The sequence below is a fragment of the Castellaniella sp. genome (assembly GCF_036379515.1).
GTDB lineage: Bacteria > Pseudomonadota > Gammaproteobacteria > Burkholderiales > Burkholderiaceae_B > Castellaniella.
The window spans coordinates 43,305-61,072 of sequence record NZ_DASVGN010000029.1; the positions used below are offsets into that span (position 1 = coordinate 43,305).

The 17,768-nt window shown below is 60.6% G+C and carries 22 protein-coding genes and 2 tRNA genes; 9 read left to right on the plus strand and 15 right to left on the minus strand.

Going from position 1 to position 17,768, the window contains the following annotated elements:
• Nucleotides 1-12: 12 nt before the first annotated feature.
• Entirely contained in the window at nt 13-1,278 is a 1,266-nt protein-coding gene (locus VF285_RS09945; protein WP_346952467.1) for an NnrS family protein, read from the minus strand.
• A gap of 132 nt (nt 1,279-1,410) precedes the next feature.
• Here VF285_RS09945 and VF285_RS09950 point away from each other — a divergent pair, with 132 nt between their 5' ends.
• Both VF285_RS09950 and VF285_RS09955 read left to right on the plus strand, forming a co-directional pair.
• Nucleotides 1,411-2,385, plus strand: coding sequence for a glycosyltransferase family 2 protein (locus tag VF285_RS09950; RefSeq protein WP_346952468.1), 975 nt, complete (start codon nt 1,411-1,413; stop codon nt 2,383-2,385).
• Nucleotides 2,382-4,028 (plus strand): glycosyltransferase family 39 protein, encoded by a 1,647-nt coding sequence (locus VF285_RS09955; protein WP_346952469.1) that lies wholly within the window; start codon nt 2,382-2,384, stop codon nt 4,026-4,028. Before VF285_RS09950 ends, VF285_RS09955 begins: the two co-directional genes overlap by 4 nt.
• Here the strand turns inward: VF285_RS09955 and VF285_RS09960 are convergent.
• Nucleotides 3,988-4,380: a GtrA family protein gene (locus VF285_RS09960; RefSeq protein WP_346952470.1), complete on the minus strand. Its 393-nt coding sequence runs from the start codon at nt 4,378-4,380 to the stop codon at nt 3,988-3,990. The two genes, VF285_RS09955 and VF285_RS09960, sit on opposite strands and share 41 nt — an antisense overlap.
• Here VF285_RS09960 and VF285_RS09965 point away from each other — a divergent pair.
• The 4 genes from VF285_RS09965 to moaA all read left to right on the plus strand — a co-directional run bounded on the left by VF285_RS09965 (nt 4,379) and on the right by moaA (nt 7,307).
• Nucleotides 4,379-5,227, plus strand: a complete 849-nt coding sequence (locus VF285_RS09965; protein WP_346952471.1) for a ChbG/HpnK family deacetylase — start codon at nt 4,379-4,381, stop codon at nt 5,225-5,227. The genes VF285_RS09960 and VF285_RS09965 overlap by 2 nt on opposite strands.
• Nucleotides 5,224-5,577 carry a TIGR01244 family sulfur transferase gene (locus VF285_RS09970; RefSeq protein WP_346952472.1) on the plus strand — a complete coding sequence of 118 codons (354 nt, stop codon included), beginning with the start codon at nt 5,224-5,226 and terminating at the stop codon, nt 5,575-5,577. Before VF285_RS09965 ends, VF285_RS09970 begins: the two co-directional genes overlap by 4 nt.
• A gap of 73 nt (nt 5,578-5,650) precedes the next feature.
• Nucleotides 5,651-6,112: a universal stress protein gene (locus VF285_RS09975; RefSeq protein ID WP_346952473.1), complete on the plus strand. Its 462-nt coding sequence runs from the start codon at nt 5,651-5,653 to the stop codon at nt 6,110-6,112.
• A gap of 103 nt (nt 6,113-6,215) precedes the next feature.
• On the plus strand, nt 6,216-7,307 hold the full coding sequence (moaA, locus tag VF285_RS09980) for a GTP 3',8-cyclase MoaA (RefSeq protein ID WP_414648118.1): 1,092 nt from the start codon (nt 6,216-6,218) through the stop codon (nt 7,305-7,307).
• Nucleotides 7,308-7,359: 52 nt separating this feature from the next.
• On the opposite strand, the gene glp is transcribed toward moaA, so the two are convergent.
• Genes glp through moaC form a run of 4 tightly spaced genes read right to left on the minus strand, consistent with a single transcriptional unit; the run spans nt 7,360 to nt 9,802 of the window.
• On the minus strand, nt 7,360-8,562 hold the full coding sequence (gene glp / locus VF285_RS09985) for a gephyrin-like molybdotransferase Glp (protein ID WP_346952474.1): 1,203 nt from the start codon (nt 8,560-8,562) through the stop codon (nt 7,360-7,362).
• 41 nt (nt 8,563-8,603) lie between these two features.
• Nucleotides 8,604-9,068: a molybdenum cofactor biosynthesis protein MoaE gene (locus VF285_RS09990; protein WP_346952475.1), complete on the minus strand. Its 465-nt coding sequence runs from the start codon at nt 9,066-9,068 to the stop codon at nt 8,604-8,606.
• 4 nt (nt 9,069-9,072) lie between these two features.
• Complete coding sequence (locus VF285_RS09995) at nt 9,073-9,330, minus strand: MoaD/ThiS family protein (RefSeq protein WP_346952476.1); 258 nt, start codon at nt 9,328-9,330, stop codon at nt 9,073-9,075.
• Nucleotides 9,305-9,802, minus strand: coding sequence for a cyclic pyranopterin monophosphate synthase MoaC (gene moaC / locus VF285_RS10000; RefSeq protein ID WP_346952477.1), 498 nt, complete (start codon nt 9,800-9,802; stop codon nt 9,305-9,307). Before moaC ends, VF285_RS09995 begins: the two co-directional genes overlap by 26 nt.
• Nucleotides 9,803-9,884: 82 nt before the next feature.
• On the opposite strand from moaC, the gene VF285_RS10005 reads away from it, so the two are divergent.
• A complete protein-coding gene (locus VF285_RS10005; protein ID WP_346952478.1) occupies nt 9,885-11,180 on the plus strand; it encodes an MFS transporter in 1,296 nt (431 codons plus the stop codon).
• A 37-nt stretch (nt 11,181-11,217) separates the two neighbouring features.
• Here VF285_RS10005 and VF285_RS10010 read toward each other — a convergent pair whose 3' ends face one another.
• The 8 genes from VF285_RS10010 to VF285_RS10045 all read right to left on the minus strand — a co-directional run bounded on the left by VF285_RS10010 (nt 11,218) and on the right by VF285_RS10045 (nt 17,094).
• The gene (locus tag VF285_RS10010) at nt 11,218-12,111 is read right to left on the minus strand and encodes an EamA/RhaT family transporter (protein WP_346952479.1); all 894 of its coding nucleotides are present in this window, start codon (nt 12,109-12,111) and stop codon (nt 11,218-11,220) included.
• A 227-nt stretch (nt 12,112-12,338) separates the two neighbouring features.
• On the minus strand, nt 12,339-13,205 hold the full coding sequence (locus VF285_RS10015; protein WP_346952480.1) for a response regulator transcription factor: 867 nt from the start codon (nt 13,203-13,205) through the stop codon (nt 12,339-12,341).
• 109 nt (nt 13,206-13,314) lie between these two features.
• Nucleotides 13,315-13,626, minus strand: a complete 312-nt coding sequence (gene csgH, locus VF285_RS10020) for a curli-like amyloid fiber formation chaperone CsgH (protein WP_346952481.1) — start codon at nt 13,624-13,626, stop codon at nt 13,315-13,317.
• A 16-nt stretch (nt 13,627-13,642) separates the two neighbouring features.
• A complete protein-coding gene (locus VF285_RS10025; protein WP_346952482.1) occupies nt 13,643-14,191 on the minus strand; it encodes a hypothetical protein in 549 nt (182 codons plus the stop codon).
• A 107-nt stretch (nt 14,192-14,298) separates the two neighbouring features.
• On the minus strand, nt 14,299-14,997 hold the full coding sequence (locus VF285_RS10030) for a hypothetical protein (protein ID WP_346952483.1): 699 nt from the start codon (nt 14,995-14,997) through the stop codon (nt 14,299-14,301).
• A gap of 189 nt (nt 14,998-15,186) precedes the next feature.
• Nucleotides 15,187-16,074, minus strand: coding sequence for a CsgG/HfaB family protein (locus VF285_RS10035; RefSeq protein ID WP_346952484.1), 888 nt, complete (start codon nt 16,072-16,074; stop codon nt 15,187-15,189).
• Nucleotides 16,075-16,200: 126 nt separating this feature from the next.
• Entirely contained in the window at nt 16,201-16,554 is a 354-nt protein-coding gene (locus VF285_RS10040) for a curli assembly protein CsgF (RefSeq protein ID WP_346952485.1), read from the minus strand.
• Nucleotides 16,555-17,094, minus strand: coding sequence for a CsgE family curli-type amyloid fiber assembly protein (locus VF285_RS10045; protein ID WP_346952486.1), 540 nt, complete (start codon nt 17,092-17,094; stop codon nt 16,555-16,557).
• A gap of 213 nt (nt 17,095-17,307) precedes the next feature.
• Between VF285_RS10045 and VF285_RS10050 the strand changes: the two genes are divergently transcribed.
• Together VF285_RS10050 and VF285_RS10055 are read left to right on the plus strand one after the other, a co-directional pair.
• A tRNA-Ala gene (locus VF285_RS10050) sits at nt 17,308-17,383 on the plus strand.
• Nucleotides 17,384-17,405: 22 nt separating this feature from the next.
• Nucleotides 17,406-17,481: transfer RNA gene (locus VF285_RS10055), tRNA-Glu, on the plus strand.
• Nucleotides 17,482-17,533: 52 nt separating this feature from the next.
• Here the strand turns inward: VF285_RS10055 and VF285_RS10060 are convergent.
• A complete protein-coding gene (locus tag VF285_RS10060) occupies nt 17,534-17,767 on the minus strand; it encodes a BrnA antitoxin family protein (RefSeq protein WP_346952487.1) in 234 nt (77 codons plus the stop codon).
• Nucleotide 17,768: the final 1 nt, after the last annotated feature.

Below are 17,768 nucleotides of genomic sequence, written 5' to 3' on the forward strand. Positions count from 1 at the left end.
GGCCTTGCTTCCTTAGTGCTGTGGAGCGGGGACGATCACTTTGCGTGCGGCCGCAGGGCTGGGCTTGCCGGAGCGGGGGCGTACCAGCATCGGAACGAAGCGCCACAGATACAGGCCCATGCACAGTATCCAGGCCGCTGCCGCCAGGTGAAGCAGATGCAGTTGCACGGTCGTGGGCCAGAGAGCGGCCAGCCGGAGCACAACGGCGGCCACCATCAGCCAGTAGCTCGCGAGCATGCTGCGGTCCAGCGCCAGAGGCCGGCCCAGGTGCCCCAGTGCCGTACGGGTCACCATACCAATGATGAGGACGCAGAAACCGGCAAGGCCGATCAGGTGCACATGGGTCGCGTTGCGCGCCAGCACGCCGTCCAGCAGGGTGGGAGAGAAGAGGCCGCTGATCTGGACGGCGGCTGCCAGCAGGCCGATGGCGATGAAGGTGTAGCCAAGATACAGGATCCACAGCATCGGCTTGTGCAGGACGGCCTGCGGTTTCCAATAGGCGACTTGTATCAGACTGATGACCCCTGTCAGGGCCAGGAAGGCGGCCATGGCCACGGGCTGATGCAGTACGCCACTGGCCAATGCGGCGACAGCCAGAACCATTTGTGCATGGCCGGAGCGTGTGAGCATGGGGATGTCCAGCCCCTTGACCATGCGCATTGAAAAGAAGGGGATCACGCGCCGCGCAATCAACAAGGCAATGACCGCCATGCCGACGAGCCCCAGATCGAAGCGTTGCATGAGCAGCACGTAATTCCCTTTGAGGACCGCCAGCAGATACAGCAGGTCGGCGATACCCAGCATCAGGACCAGCAGCGGCAGCCCGTAGTTGCGGGTGCTCTTGCCCTTCAGGACGACCCGCCCGAGACAGATGGCTGCCATCAGGAAGAAAAGGCATTCAGCCACGGTGGCGACCCAGAAGCCGGTGAGTCCGCCAAACAGAAAGCCGATGCGCGCGACCAGCCAGAGCAGGACCAGAACGCCCAGGGGCCACCCGTGCAGGGGGTTGAAACCTGTCCAGGTTGCACTCGCCGTGAGCAGAAAGCCCACTGCGATGGTGATGATGAACCCCCAGAGCATTTCGTGCGCGTGCCAGTACACCATGGACAATGGCCCTGTGAGCACTTGCGGAGCGAAGATCCACAGGGCGATGGAAATGAGCGCCCAGGCCGTGCCCGCAAAATAGAGTGGCCTGAAGCCCAGAGTGAGGAATGCCGCCATGGAGGGTTGCACGGGGCCGGGCGCGGGATGCTCTTCGATGGAGATGAGACGGGACATGGTGGGGTTGTGTCAGAAACCGTTTGAAAGATGCATATTATAGTAATCTTATCGTTCGGGCCAACCCCTCGGGGCGTGATTCGTGTCGTACGTGGGGTGCATCAGTTATGATCAAAAGCTTCCAAAGCCTCCTTGAGATCACGTGTCGTGCCCGCCACCTTGTCTTGCGTCATTCCGTGCTTGAACGAACAGGCCAACCTGGGGGTGCTGCTTCCTGAACTGCTGACTACGCTGGCACAGGAAGACTGCACGCTCGAGGTCATTGTGGTCGACGATGGCAGTACCGACGGTACCCCAGAGGTCATGCGGCACTGGGCCGAGTTGCACCCCGAAATCATTTACCTGCGGCTATCGCGCAATTTTGGCAAAGAAGCAGCCCTGACGGCGGGCCTTGAGGCCGCGCGCGGCGATGCAGTGGTGTGCCTGGATGCCGACATGCAGCATCCGCCGACGCTCATCCGTACCATGCTGGCGCGCTGGCGCGCCGGGGTGCAGATGGTCTATGCCGTGCGTACTACGCGCCATGACGAAAGCTGGTTCAAGCGTGTGGGCACGCGCATCTTTTACGCCTTGATGCGTACCTCGAACGGGCTGGGCGTGCCGCCGAACGCGGGTGATTTTCGGTTGATGGACCGCAAAGTGGTGGATGCGCTGCTGCGCCTGCCCGAGCGTGATCGCTTCATGAAAGGGCTGTTTGCATGGGTGGGGTTTGATTCCGAGCCGCTACCCTATGTGCCGCCGCAACGTCTGCATGGGGTCACCAAATTTCGACCCCTGCGGCTGCTGCGTTTTGCGGTGGACGGCCTGACCGCCTTCACGACCTGGCCCTTGCGTTTGTTGAGCTTGCTTGGGGCCATGCTGTCCTTGCTGGCTTTTCTCTATGGGTTGTTCATCATCGTAAGCCATTGGCTGCATGGCGATCCGGTGCAGGGCTGGGCCACGCTCATCACCGTCATCCTGTTCTTCTCCGGTGTCAATCTCATGTCCCTGGGCGTGGTGGGCGAATACGTCGCTCGTATCTTCACCGAGGTCAAGGGGCGTCCGGTGTATCTGCTCCGTGAGCGCATGGGGCGCGGTCTGGAAGCCCCCAAGGAGGATCAGTCATGAAGTTGCGCCAGACGAGCATCCGTTTGGTCGATGCGGCCCAACGCCTGGGTCAGCGCCTGCAGACCCGGCGCTCCTGGGGGTGGGTCGCCTTGCTCACCTTCATCTGGTTGGCCAGTACCACCTGGACGTACCCCCTGTTGCTGCCTGATGAGGGTCGCTACGTGGGGGTGGCATGGCATATGCTCACCTCGGGTGACTACCTGACGCCGCGTCTGGACGGCATGCCGTTCTTCCATAAGCCGCCCCTGTTTTATTGGCTCACGGCGTGGTCCCTGCATCTTTTTGGCGACAACGCATGGGCTGGACGCCTGTGTTCGGTGCTGGCGGCCACCGTGCTGGTGACCGTGTTCTATCTGTTCCTTCGGCGCTATACGCGTCGCCGGGCGGCGGGGCTGGCCGTCCTGATCCTCGCAGTGCAGCCTTTTCTGTTTGGTGCGGCCCACTACGCCAATCTGGACATGCTGGTGGCTGCGCTCATGAGCCTGACCATCATGGCAGGGGCCGATGCAGTGTTTCGCCGCGACCAGATTCTGGAGGACAGGCCGGCGCTGGTGGGGATGTACGTTGCCGCGGCAGCAGGGTTCCTGGCCAAAGGGCTGATCGGGGTCGTGCTCCCGGGCGGCGTGCTGTTTTTCTGGCTGTTGGGGCGGCGCCGCTTCGATGCCATGGGCCGGCTGCTCTGGTGGCCCGGGATCGTGCTTTTCCTGGTGTTGACGCTGCCCTGGATGGTCATCATGCAGGTTCGCCACCCGGATTTTTTCCACTATTACATCGTGGTGCAGCACTTTGAGCGCTTCCTCGATCCTGGCTTCAATAATCCGCATCCGTTCTGGTTTTACGTGCCCGTAGTGCTGGTGTTGACCTTGCCTTGGTGTATTCAGCTCTGGCGCTGGTGCCAGCCGCAAGGGCCGCTCAATCCATCTTTCGTACCGCCCGTGCATCGCATGGAGCAGGTGGATCGCAGGGTGTTACGCGGGTTGATGCTGTCCTGGATGGCGGTCGTGCTGGTGTTTTTCTCGATTCCCACATCCAAGCTCGTGGGCTATGTGATCGCGGCCTTGCCGCCGCTTGCCTGGTTCATTCAAGAGGCCTTCGAGCAGCGCCGAGAACAAAAGGCACCAGGTGTAGGGCGCAGCATTGCCCGCCACGCGGTCATCGCAGCCGTGATCTGCGGGCTGGCCGTCGTGGCGATGGTGGTGTTTCCACAACGCAGCACCAAGAGCCTGGCCGAGACGCTGGCCGCGCAGGCACAACCGGGTGATCAGGTCGTGATGCTGGACCAGTATGCGTACGATTTGCCCATGTACGCCAATTGGCGTGAGCCCATTGCGGTCGTGTCCAACTGGGACGATCCAGGCCTGCATCAGGCCGATGACTGGCGGCTCGAATTGTTCGATGCGGCCCAGTTCGAGCCAGCGCTCGGCAAGCGTCTGCTGTGGCTGCCCGCCGGTCTGCAGAGCTTCTTGTGTGCGCCGGATCATCCGACCACCTGGCTGGTGGCGTATCTGGACGAGGTCGGTCAATACCCGGAACTTGCCGGGCTCAAGCCTGATGCTCGCTCGCGCAAGATGGGGTTGTGGCGGATTGCTGCCAAGGCGCCCGTCAATGGCTGCGCTGAAACGCCCAGAAGCGCCCCAAAATGAAGGTCATGCCCGCAATGGCAACGAGCACCAGGGCAAGCAGCACGTCATAGCGGATCGTCGTTGCTTCAAGCAACACGGCGTAGGCAGTTTCGTTGACGACAAAGCCCAGCGCCGACACGGCAAAGAAGCGGATGGCGGCGCGCGCAAGCGGTGCATGCTGGTGGCGGAACGTCAGGCGATAATGGCCGGTAAACGATACGCCGAAGGCCACCAGCCAGCCCACTACGTTGGCGATCAGGGGCACCAGGTTGCCAAAGGCCACGCAGGCGACTGCGACCGCCCAATGGGTGGCCGCGGCGGCACAGCCTACAATGACGAACCACCCGATCTGGGTCGCAAACTTCTTCAACATGGATTCGGATTCTCATCCCACAGCGCATGAATACCGGCGCATTGTATTGTGCGCCGACGACTTTGGCATGAACGCTGCCGTGGATGCCGGCATCCTGCGCCTGGCGCAGCTGGGCCGCCTGTCGGCCACCAGCGTGCTGGTCGATGGGCCTCTGGCCGCAGCAGATGCACCGGCGCTCACTGCAACGTCGCTGCAATTGGGCCTGCATCTGAACTTTACCGAATCGTTTGGTCAGCCTGACCTGTGTCGGCCATTGAGGACCCTGATTCAGGACGCGTATCTGCGTCGTTTGCCTGTGGACGAGGTGCGATCAGGCATTCAACGCCAACTGGCTCAGTTTCAGGCCCTGTGTGGCCGTCTGCCCGATTACATCGACGGACATCAGCACGTGCACCAATTGCCGGTCATTCGGCAGGCTTTGCTCGCGGCTTTGCAGAGTCGTCCCGGGTATCGACCCTGGGTTCGCGATACGAGCAGGCCTCGGATGCAAGGGCTGCCGCTGCGATTGAAGTTCAAGGCCCGGGTGATTGCCAGCCTTGGGGCGGCCCCCTTGCGCCGGCTGCTCCAGCGGCAGGGGTATTCCCAGAATCGGGGGTTCTTGGGCGTGTATGATTTCCAAGGTGACATACCGGCCTATGAAGGCTGGATGCGTCATTGGCTGGCGCAGTGTCGCGATGGCGACGCGCTCATGTGTCATCCTGCCGCCGGAGTGGGGCAGGGGGATGCGCTGGCCAGCCAGCGCCAGTCCGAATTTGCCGTTCTTTCAGGAGAAGCCTTCGGGCATTTGCTGGAAGAGCATCGCTTGATCGTTGCGGGGTCAGACGTCCCCCAGGAGATATCCAAATGAGCCTGCCTTATCGTTCTCTGACTCCCGACTTTGCCGTGTCGCCTCAGTTGCGGCCCGACGACATGCAAGCCCTGGCTGCAGCCGGGTTCAAATCCGTGATCATCAACCGGCCGGACGGTGAGGGTGGCGCTGATCAGCCTCTGTCGAATGACGTGCTCGAAGCGGCTCGTGCTGCCGGCCTGCAGGCGCGTTACCAGCCAGTCGTCAGTGGCGCCATCACCGAGGCTGATGTCGTCGAATTCGCCCATATCGTGCAGGAGCTGCCTGCCCCCGTGCTGGCGTTCTGCCGCTCGGGGGGGCGTTGCACCAAGTTGTTCGAGACGGCACACGAGATGGGCAAGCTTTCATAGGGCTGATACGACTATTTTTTCGGCGCCTCAGCGGTTATGCTGAACCTGTAGATTGTTTGATGGAGGTCTGCATATGTTCAAGAAAATCCTGATCCCTACAGACGGCTCCAAGCTCTCGGCCCAGGCTGCCAACAAAGGCGTCTGCTTTGCGCGCACCATCGGAGCCGAGGTCCTGGCGCTGCATGTCACGCAACCTTTTGCGGCAACCGTGGGCTTCGACGGCATGGCGGCTGCCTACGCCATCACCGACGAAGATTACGACCGGTCGGCTGCCGAGCAGGCCAAGAAATACCTGCAGGCCGTGCTGGATCGCGCCGAAACCGCAGGCGTCAAGGCGCAGTCCAAGGTCGTGTCCAACTTCAACGTGGCCGATGGCATCGTTCATGCGGCCAAAGAAGAAAGCTGCGACCTGATCTTCATTGGCAGTCACGGGCGCAGCGGTTTGTCGCGCCTGCTGCTGGGCAGTGTCACGGTAAAGGTACTGGGGCTGGCCAAGGTGGCCACTCTGGTCTATCGCGTCAAGGAGAACGACTGATTCCTTGGCCTGACTCGGGCTGGTGTCTTGGCGGGCTGCACAAGTGGCCACCTGCCAGGGTGTTGACTCGCCGATGTCAGTTTTCGAGTCGGAGAGTCACATCATGAGTCGCGTCATTTTTCATGAACAGAGCGGGGCCATGCGCCCCGTTCCCAAGCTTGCGCCGGGCGAAGCCGTGCAAGACACTTACGGTCGTCCCATGCGTGATCTGCGCATTTCCGTCACGGATCGCTGCAATTTCCGGTGCCGGTACTGTATGCCGCGCGAGGTCTATGGGCCGGATCACGTGTTTTTGCCACGTAGCGCCCTGCTGACTTTCGAAGAAATCACTCGCATCGTGCGCATTGCGCTCACGCTGGGCATCCGCAAGATTCGCCTCACAGGTGGCGAACCGCTGATGCGCAAAGAACTCGAAGTCCTGGTGGGCATGTTGTCCGGGCTGCGCACGCCAGACGGCATGGCGCCCGATCTCACCATGACCACCAACGGCGCGTTGCTGGCCCGCAAGGCGAAGGCACTGGCGGCAGCCGGTCTGCAACGCGTTACCGTCAGCCTCGATGCCATGGACGATGCGGTGTTTCAGCGCATGAGCGATAGTGGTGTCCCAGTCGCTGACATCCTTGGTGCCATGGACGCCGCCACCGAGGCGGGGCTTACGCCGCTCAAGGTCAATATGGTGGTACGCCGGAGGATGAACGACGACCAGATTCTCCCCATGGCCCGCCATTTTCGCCACAGCGGGCGCGTGCTGCGGTTCATTGAATACATGGATGTCGGCCATAGCAATGGCTGGCGCATGGACGAGGTCGTCACTGGCGCCGAAATCGTGCAACGCATCAATGCCGAGTTCCCCCTGGTTCCAGTCCAGGCCCACTATCGAGGCGAAGTCGCCAGTCGGTGGGCCTATGCGGATGGCGGCGGTGAGATTGGCCTCATCACCAGTGTGTCACAGCCGTTTTGTGGTGATTGCACTCGGCTCAGGCTCTCCCCGGAAGGCAAATTGTTTACCTGCCTGTTTGCCGACCACGGGCATGATCTGCGCGAACTGATGCGGACCGGGATTGGCGACGATATTCTTGCTGCACATCTTTCTGGTGTCTGGCTTGGCCGCACCGACCGCTATTCAGAGCAAAGAGGCCAGGCCGGCGCTTCGGGGCGCGACAACAAGATCGAAATGAGCTACATCGGCGGCTGAACTGCGGTTTCCAGTCTGCAGCTTGGGTGCATGCCGGCGCCGCAGCCAGGCGTTATTTCAGCCAGTCCTGAAAGGCGTACCAGGCCACGTCGGCACCAGGCTTCACGTGCTGTCCGGCAGGGATGCGTGCCAAGCCATGCGCCCACGATAGGCTGCTGATGGCACCCGAGCTCTGTTGGGGGTACGGGACGAGCTCGTGTTGCCCATCATGGGTTGTGTCCTGCACTCGCAGGAATTCTTCGCGTTCTCCCCCGCGCGGAGTCGCACCGCCGAGGATCCCGTGCCGTACGGCCGGGAATACCGTGTGTCGTCCTTGCAGGCCTCGGATGAGCGGGCTCACGAGCAGGACAAAGACCACAAATGAAGAAACCGGGTTGCCTGGCAGACAGACCAGCGGTCGTCCATTGAGTTCGGCCAACGCAACGGGCTTGCCCGGTTTCATCCGGACACGCCATAGGTCCAGGGTGCCTCCCAGCGCTTGAAGCGCTGGCTTCACCAGATCCTTTTCGCCAACGGAAGCTCCGCCGACGCTCAACACCAGATCGCAACGCGCGTTCAGGTCCTGCAGCGCCTGTTCGATCGCAGCCACGTCGTCCGGCGCACGACGCACAATGGGCTGCTCCGTGCCCAGTTGGGTACACAGGCTTGCCAGCATGGGCGCGTTGGAGTCGTAAATGCTGGCCGCCCGCAGGGGTTCTCCCGGAATCACGAGTTCGTCACCGGTCGTGAGAATACCGATGCTCAGGCGTGGAAATACGGGGGCATGCGCGAGCCCTTGTGCGGCCAGTACGGCGATCTGGGCAGCCTCCAGCAAGGTGCCTTGACGCAGCACCGCCTGTCCGCGTGCCATGTCTTCCCCCTGGACTCGGATGAAATTTCCTGCGGGGACACTTCGGTGAAAGGTCACCTGATCGCCGTCTTCTTGAGTGTCTTCCTGCATGACGATGGCGTCGGCTCCGCTGGGAACGAGGCTGCCGGTGAAGAGGCGAATCGCGTGCCCTGGCTTGAGCGGTTCGGGGTTTTGGCCCGCAAAGCAGCGCTGCTGGATGGGGAGCGTCGTGCCGGCGGAGACTTCTGCCATGCGGATGGCGTAGCCGTCCATGGCACTGTTGTCGGCCGGCGGGAGGTCCAGCGTAGCCCGCACGTCAGTCGCGAGGATACGGCCGTTGAGCGCATGCAGTGGCGCAGTTTCGGTGCGCACGGGGAAAATGGCGCGTTGCGCGAGCTGCGCCTGGGCGGTGTCAAAGTCGAGCATGGATAGGGTCGGGGAAGACAGTGGAATGGGTGGGAGGTAACCTACGTGGACGAGTGGCCCCATTGTGCGGTTTTTTGCGCGTCCGCTTCGTGCTGTTGCACCCAGAAAGATCGACCATCAGCGAGTGCTTCGCGCTTCCAGAACGGTGCGCGGGTCTTCAAAGCGTCGATGAGGAATTCGCAAGCTCTGAACGCCTGGCTGCGGTGCGCGCTGGCAACCCCGACGAAGACGATGGGGTCTCCTAGGGGAAGTTCGCCCACGCGGTGGACGACCAAGGTATCGAGGATGTCCCAGCGGTGTACCGCCTGATCGCACAGGGATTGGATCTCGCGTTCGCACATGCCTGGATAATGTTCGAGAAAAAGGCTGCTCGAGCGGGTGTCGGGGCTGTAGTCGCGTACGGTGCCCACGAAGTGCACGTACGCACCTGCCTTGCCGGCTGTGCCGGCTTGCAGGCGCGCGGACAGGTCGGCGATGTCGAACCGCTGGGTCTGAACGATGACCATGGCGTCAGCCGCCTGTGACGGGTTCGAAAAGCGCAACCTCGTCCCCTGGCCGGATCAGGTCGGTGGGGCCGGCGTATTCCTGGTTGACGGCAATCTTCAGCCCTGCGATGGACTCCAGCTGAGGATATTGCTGCTTGAGCTCGATCAACCAGTCGTGGATCTGGATGGGGGCGGGAAGCGCCTGTGTTTTGTGACGAATGCCGAGATCTTCAGCAATGCGCGCGAAAAACAGGACTTCAATGGTTGCGGTGCCAGTCGCCACTTTTTCCTCCTGATTTGGAGATGAGCCGGATCTGGCCGAGCATGATGCCCTTGTCGGCCGCCTTGCACATGTCGTAGACCGTGAGTGCCGCGACGGTACAGGCCGTCATGGCCTCCATCTCGACGCCCGTCTGGTGGCGTGTGTGGCAGGTACTGCGAATCGTGAGGACGTGCCGAGATTCGTCGGCTGTGAAGTCAACGCCCACGAAGCTCAGCGGCAGCGTGTGGCACAGCGGGATGAGCTCTGCACAGCGCTTGGCAGCCAGAATGCCGGCGATGCGGGCGGTATTGAGGACTTCGCCTTTTGCGTTGGCCTGCGCAGAAAGAAGCGTCCAGGCGTGGGCGCTCAGGTGTACCTCGCCCTCGGCCACTGCCGTGCGCTCGGTGGCGACCTTGTGGCCCACGTCTACCATTTGCACGCGGCCTTCGGAATCGAGATGGGTCAGGACGGGAGAAATATCGGTTTCGCTCATCGTTCTATGATATACAAAACAGCGGCCATTGGTCGCGAGATCGACGTGAGTGTCACCCCTCTGGTGGACCCCAGGACCTTTCATGGCCAAGACAATAGGCGCATTTTTCTCTCTGTACTTGGCAACGCTGATTCTGTTGTTGAGCTCGGGGCTTTTCAACACCTATCTGGGCTTGCATCTGACCGAGCTGTCCGTCTCGGAAGTCTGGGTCGGCGCCATGATTGCGTCCTACTATCTTGGCCTTGTGCTGGGTGCCCGCTATGCGCACCGCCTGATCATCCAGGTGGGACACATCCGCACGTACGCGGCCTGCGCCGCTGCGGTGACCATCACGGTTCTGGTCATGGTCCTGAACCAGGACCTCTGGGTCTGGCTGGGCTTGCGGTTCATTGCCGGCATGGCGACTGTCAGTCTGTTCGTGGCCATTGAAAGCTGGCTCAACGAGCAGACTGAAAACGCGTCGCGCGGCATTGTTTTTGCGTTCTACATGATCGCGACGGGTCTGGGTACGGTGTTGGGCCAGTTGGTGCTGGGCCTGTTTCCAGAACTGAACTACGGACCGCTGGTCTTCGTTGCGATTTGCAGCGTCCTGAGCCTCATGCCCATCGCGTTGACCCGGCGCAGGCACCCGGCACTGCAGGTTCCGGCGCCGCTAGCGTGGCGATACTACCTGGCTCGGGTGCCCATGTCCCTGACGGTCCTTTTCGTGGCCGGGATGCTCAACGGCGCCTTTTATGGCCTTGCTCCGGTGTATGGTCTGCAGCAGGGGATGGACAACCGGCAGGTGGGCGTGTTCATCGCCGTGTCGATCGCAGCCGGCCTGGTGTGTCAATGGCCATTGGGATGGTTGGCCGATCGCGTGAGTCGCGTCAAGCTCATCCGGGTTGGGGCGCTGGTGCTCGTGTTGCTGGGGGTGCCGTTGTGGGGGTGGCTGCATTTTCCGTATCCCGCGCTGATTGCGTTTGCGGCGGTGCAGGGGATTGTGCAGTTCTCCCTCTATCCCATGGGGGCTGCGTTTGCCAACGACAATGTGTCGCCCGAGCGTCGGGTGGGGCTCAGTGCGCTGCTCTACATGGTGTACGGTGTGGGTGCCTGCATCGGGCCGCTGTTGGTCGGTGCTCTCATGCGCGAATGGGGAAGCGGCCTCTACTTTGCGTTTATTTCGGGTTGTGCTGCGGTCCTCGTCGTGTTCATTCGCGAGCAACGCGTGACGGGCGATCATCTGAGCGCGGATGCTCCCACACAGTTCGTTCCCATGGCGGACACCTTGCAGAATTCGCATGTCATGGCGGTGCTGGACCCCCGCGTGGATATCGAGCGCGATGTTTCGCATGATCCGGTGGCGTTGCAAGATCCGCCCGCAGAGCCTGCTCCTTGATGGGGTGAGGCTCTGGCGTGGGCTGGTGTGGCCCGGATCAGTGGGGGAAGAGTGTCACCACAGCCACCAAGGCCAGAGCGATCCCCGCGATGTGCACCCGGGTCAGCCGTTCGCGGAAGAAGCCGGCTCCCGCCAGCGTGCCAATCGAAATGACGCCGATGTTCATCGCGGCAAATACCAGCGTGGGGTTGTGCGGAAACGTCTGGTGGGCACGAATGTAAAAGTAGATGTTGCCGAAATTCAAGGCCCCCAGCAGTACCCCTGAGGCCAGGCTGCGCGCATCCCAGCGGGTCTTGTTCGCAGTCAGCAGCCAGAGGAACATCAGGATGGCGGCCAGCACGAAGCTCAGCATCAGGCCCTGAGTGAATCCCGTTCCCAGGCGTGCCATCTGCTTGAACAGAATGTCGATGATTCCGTAGCCCATCCAGACGCCGAGCAGGACGGCCCAGGTGGCACGCGTGCCAGCGTGCCGAGTGCCTGAATTTGCTGCGTCCTGAACAGTGGGGGCCGGCGTCGCCTTGTGGGGACGTGTGATCAGACACAGCAGCGCACACAGCGCAAGGGCAATCCCCGTTGCCTTGCGTCCGGACATGACTTCGTGGAACACCAGGAAGGCGGCTACGATGGGAAGGACCAGCGACATGCGTTGGGCGGCGTCACTCAGGACGATGCCCGCCTGGCGCACGGCGGCTGCCATGATGAGGAAGACCGCAGGCAGCAGAACGCCCAGCAAGCCCAGGATGATCCAGGCCGGCAAAGGCAGGCTGGAGACGGTGTCCAACGGTGGAGAGAACAGCCCAAGGGTCAATGCCGAGGCCACGACGTAGTTGATGGCGATGGCCTGATCAATCTGGATACGGCAGTTGCGCGAGATTTTCAAGAAGATCGAGACGGCGACGCTGAAGGCAATGCTGATGGCAAGGGTGATCATGGGGCGAGTTCGAAGACGGGAACAGCCCGGATGGTAGGCCAGCCTCTTTTGTCAGGGCAAGTGAGCTCAGTGGTCAACGGTTTTCAAGATCTGATAAAAATCGTACTTCTGCGCTCTACGTGACGCTATCTTCAGATCGTATTTTTTAAATCAGCAATTGTCCCGGTGGCGGGAAAATTGTAATGGGTTGTTTTGGGTGCATTGTGTACGCAGCGGCCGTTGGGGCGTCATGCCGCAGGAGGCAGTGCTTCGTAGGGTTCAGGTTGTGAGAGGGAGGGCACTGTGGCGACCGGGGCCTGGTTCAGCCCGAGGGTGGCTCCGCGCGTGAGGGCTTCATACACGGCAGCCAGGCTGTTGTGTACGGATAGCCGCTGGTAAAGCGTATCAGCGTGCGTCTTGGCCGTAGAAATTGAAATGTTCAGTTCGCGACTGACGTTCTTGATGGGGTACCCGCGAGCGAGCAATACCAGTACTTCGTATTGGCGAACTGTGAGGTGCAGCAGCTGGGATTCTGTCGAGACCAGCGTCGAAGCGAGCGCTTGCGGCTTGGTGATTGCGACCGTCGTGATCGAGGAGGCCGTGGTGGGGGTCGGAACCCGGAGCGCCATGGAAGTATGCAGATGCGTGGGAGAGGGCTCCTCGGCTGGCTGAGGGGGTTGTATTGAGCTCTGGGGGGGTTGTGTTGAGCTTTCTGTGCCGTAATCGTGGTCCGGATTTGGAAAACAGGTTCCGCCTGCGAGCACGAGGTTGATGGCGGCGGTCAGCACTGCGGTCGAAGCCTGCGTCGATACGTACCCCACCAGCGCGGGTGAGAGCCCGCACAGGGGAAAGGGTGGATGCGCGGTGCCCGCCAAGAGCAGGATGCGGGCTGGCTGGTGAGATTTTTGGGCAGCCTGAATCAGTTCTGCCGTTCGCTTGTAAGTGTCAGGCGCCGAAAGCAGCATGAGATCGGCGGAACCCCGGCCGGACGGCGGGGCGCAGAGATCTATGTAATCCATGCCGTCGCAGACGACCTCGGATCGCAAATTCTGAAAGAGCTGGAGGATTCCGAGCCTGAGCAGCGCGTTGGGTTCTACGACGATGATGCGAGTCATGAGTGGCCCCCCCAAAACCTTACAGCAAGAAGTGACTATAGCCCTTTCCTGACGCAGGTAGTACCAGAAATAACGCTATCGAAACCAATGTTTCTTGTAGCAAAGACATTCATCGTGGGCAAGCGAAATGATAGGTGCTTGCAGACTGCCCGTTGGCAGATAAAGAGAGCGTGATGCTGCACTCGTCACCAGCGGCCACGTTGAGTGAAAATTCAGAGAGTGCGGTGGCCTGGCCTGCCTGAGTGTGGATGTCCCCGCCCTGGCCGATGGTGGATGATCCTCCAGGCCCGTGTTTGCGCACTTCAACACGATAGCGGATGTTGCTGTCTTGCGCGCTTCGCACGTATGGAACGACGATTGACGGGCGCGTGTTGGACAGCGTGTCCAACCAGACTTGCAGGTTTGCGTGTGCGTTCATCATCAGCCCCGTGTTGCGGTCACTCCACGACGATCTGTGTCGTGCCGATGCCGATCGTGTTGACGGTGGCGGGCGCGGCGCCCGCATGTGTTTGCAGTACCAAGGTCTGATTGCCCAAGCCGATCTGATTGACCCTGGCGTTGGCGTTACTGGCCGATTGCAAGACCGTGGATCGATTTCCCACTCCATATTGGGCAGTCACCGCGGAATCGTTGTTGCCAGTCTGAATGATGTTCGAGAAATTCTGGGCCCCGTATTGGACTGCGATCGCCTGATCGGCAAGGCCTGATTGCATGATGGCGGCTGTGTTGGCCGAACCTACCTGGCTGATTTGGGCAGCCTTGCCGGCGGCTCCTGTTTGGGTGATGTTGGCCAAGTTGTTGCGTCCAATTTGCAAGGTTGCGGCCGTGTCGAGATTGCTTTGCAGCTCGGGTGGCGCCAGATCCGGGTCGGCATAGCCAGTCAGGGGGCCACTGCAAAGCAGCAGCAGGGCAAATACGGAAGCAAGGCGAGAGTGAGTGAAGGCCGAATGGGGGACGGTCGGACCGTGGCTGGATGCTGTGCTCATGATGCTCCTCGGCTCTGTAAACGGCACGATTCGGCGAATTCCAGGAGAGTGGCCGAACCGTGCTGTTGGGTCAGGTGCAGTAGCTGGCTGCAACCATGACCCGAGGCTCAGTTTTGCGTGATGTGGCTCATGTTGCCGTAGCCAATCTGAACCGCAGAAGCTGTGGCGTTATAAGAGCCAGACTGAGTGATGGTGCTTTGGTTCAAGGCACCGAACTGGGCAGCCGACGCGTTCATGTGGGCACCCCCGGTACTTTGGGTGATGTCGCTGTCGTTGTTGTAGCCCACCTGCAAGACACGCGCGCCTGCAGAGCCACCGTTGACCGTCTGTTGGACGTCGCTCTGGTTGCGCCAGCCAAATTGGCCCACGACAGCCGCCGAGCTGCCATAGCCGGACTGCCCGATGGTACTGTCGTTATTGGCTCCCAGCTGCCAGACCGTGGCTTTGGCAGACCCTGATGCGTTTTGACCCACGGTGCTTTCGTTGTTGTAGCCTACTTGGGTGACGTCGGATTTTTCAGTGCCACTGCCGACTTGCGTCGTGTAGCTGTGGTTGTCCTTGCCGAACTGCGTGGACTTGGCGTTGTCGTTGCCGTAGCCGGTTTGTGTGATCTGGCCGTAGTTTGACTTGCCGAACTGAGTAACGTCTGCGTTGAAGGAGCCGCCCCCTGCCATGGTCTGGCTGATTTCGGCATCGTTATCAGCCCCGATCTGGAATGAGTTCGCAGTGCCGCCCGCCGCGAAGGCGGAGCTTCCGGCAAATACAAGAACGAGGCTGGATGCAATGGCGCAAAGTTTGGTTTTCATGCTGGTCGTCCTATTAAGCAAAGACCCTGGGGGAGGCGCTGGTTCCGGCGGTCTTGGTTCCGGAGGCGTGGTTGCACCGAAAGGGGACAACCGTGCTTGTACTGTAGGGCTGCAATGATTTGTGCAACATGAGACAGAAGTGGTAGAGCCTTTGAGGGGCGTGCGCTGGGGCTTTGGTACTAGTCTCCTTTAGTGCCGTACGTCTTCTTCCTCGGGGGCTGGCGTTGAGTCGCTCAGTTTTACGGGAGCTGTCTTGGGTACGCCTTCTGGCATTTGCAGGTAATGCTGGATGACGGCGGACTGCATGTCGGCCGGGTTTCTCAGTTGCCAGAGGTGGTCGCGGATTCCGTCCACTGTCAGGCGGGCGACGGCGGCGTCTATGGCTTCCCGTACGCAAAGCTGCACCGGTTCGTTGTGGGTGTAGCCCGCTTCCGCTTCCAGCAGGTCATAAAAATTGACGAAGCGGAAGTAGCTTGGGTGAACCTCGTAGGAATAGATGGTCTTGGTCGTTGAAACGCTATTCAGGATGCGTCCTGTGTATACGTCGACTGCGCGCAGTTCGACGGTGACTTGATCCACGCTGTATTGGGTCGATGCGCCGATACCCAGGAACTTCGCGCCGATGCCGCCGGTGCGTACGTTGCTGTCGTACCCGACGATGCCCCCATCCAGGATGATGGACGCGGGCAACAGGTTGGGCACCGGCGTTGCTGGTTTCCCGGACTTGGCATCGCTCTCGTCCACGGCGCGCAGCACTCGTCTCTCGGTGAGCAGTGACTGCAGCCCTTCACGTTCCACTGGGATATACCAACCTGAGTTCACTAGCGCTTCCATCAGGATGGACGCAGCGCCTTGTGTGACCGCGGTTGAAAAGGCGCTGTTGGGCGAAGGCATGTACTGCCCGGTTTCATCCCGAAAGCCGTAAACGGCGGCCACGATCTTGTGTTTGGGGGCAGGAAGTTGTTGCAGATTCAGGGAGGAGGGGGTGGCCGGCGTAAGCTGTGCCTCGTCAGAGACGCCTGACGGTGGGTGCGGCACTGCGCAGGCCGAAAGTGCGAGGGTGGCCAGCGCGACCATGCAGAGTCTGGACGTGTGGAGAGCTGGGCGGCGGAGAAGCAGGGGGCTCATATTCATGGAATCAGCTCGTTTGGGTGCGTTGGGGGGACCTGGGCGTCGTCGACGTCCAGGACCAAGGGCGGGGCGCTATTGCAGCGTGCCACCCAGGTTGACGTTGCTCGAGGTGGAGGGGCAGGACGAGGGTGTCTGGCTGCAGAGATTGGTATTGAGCGTGTTGATGGCCTTGCCCAAGTTGTCGAGATTGGTGCTCAAATTGGTCAGATCCAGGCTATCCAGGGGGTTGGGAGCATTTTCTTGCGCTTCTTGGTTGGCGATGCTCATGAGATACGATCCGTTCAGTGGGTTTCCCCCGAAGGAAGGATCGTTTGGCGTGTAGGTGAGCTGACTGGCCTGGGCAAAGCTCATCGAGAGAGACAGCGAGAGGGCGAGGACCGACAAAAGGCCGATGCGGCGGGGCGCGCGTGAGATGGATAGTTTCATTTACATTTCCTCCGGGCCCAAATCGACGTCGTTCTTGAGTTCTTTTCGAGCCTGTTCGATTCTCTGAATGTTCTGGTAAGCGATGTTGACGGCGTTTTGGCTGGCCTCCTTCACCCCCGAACGAGCAGGCGACAAAAAGGTGTGGAAGATGTGTATGTCTCGGTAGTCCACCCAGATTTCGCTGCCGAACTGCGCCGTGGGGCGTTCGGTGATCGTCAGCATGTAGGGGGAGTCAGGGTGGAGTGCGAGCCAGATTTCGGAAAAATTGCTGTAGAAATCCCAGCCCAGGACCGTCATCGTGCGATTGATGATGATGCCGCCCAAAGGGGCGTTGTTGATGTTGCCGGAATCCAGGTTTTTGTTTTTGGGTGGCTGGGCTGCTGTCGGCGCGTCTTGGGCAAATGCTGTGATGGTGGCGAGCATCAGGGTGATGCCCAGCCAGGCGAGCGCGTGCAGGGGGTGTCTTTGTGACAGGGGGGTTGGCGCTTCGCGTGGCGTAGAAGATTCAACAAGACGCGGGCGCAGCAGAGAAGAGAACATCGCACCAGACTCCGGTCGAGAGGCCTTCACTGTAGGTCCGTGCGGCTTGACTCCCTATGGGACAGACGGGGTAGTCCGTTGGTGTGATCAACCCGATGCGCCGCGATCGAAGCAGGGTTTTGAGAGCCTGGTTTTGGTTGACCTCAGCCTCGCTTGCACGCGCCCTGAAATTCATGCATAATTTCGCTTCTTCGTTGACGAAGACTTGGTTTTGGGGGTATAGCTCAGCTGGGAGAGCGCTTGCATGGCATGCAAGAGGTCAGCGGTTCGATCCCGCTTACCTCCACCAATTTCTCGTCATTGAATGTCCGGTCCCCTTCGTCTAGAGGCCTAGGACATCACCCTTTCACGGTGAGTACAGGGGTTCGAATCCCCTTGGGGACGCCAAGTTAAAAACGCCACGCATCTGCGTGGCGTTTTTTTTACGTCATCGATTTTTTTAACGCAGCATCTTGTGATTGATCGCATATTCGCGCAACGCATGGTTCATGCGTGTTTGCCATCCTTCTCCAGTCGCCTTGAATGCGGCGACCACATCAATATCATAGCGAACGCTGGTTGCAACCTTGGTGCTGCCGACAGGGCGTCCGCGTGAGCGCGCAGGCTGCATGGATTGCAGCTGCTTGTCCGTCAATGGCAGTGCATCAGGGTCGGACTTTGCGGCGGCGGTAATT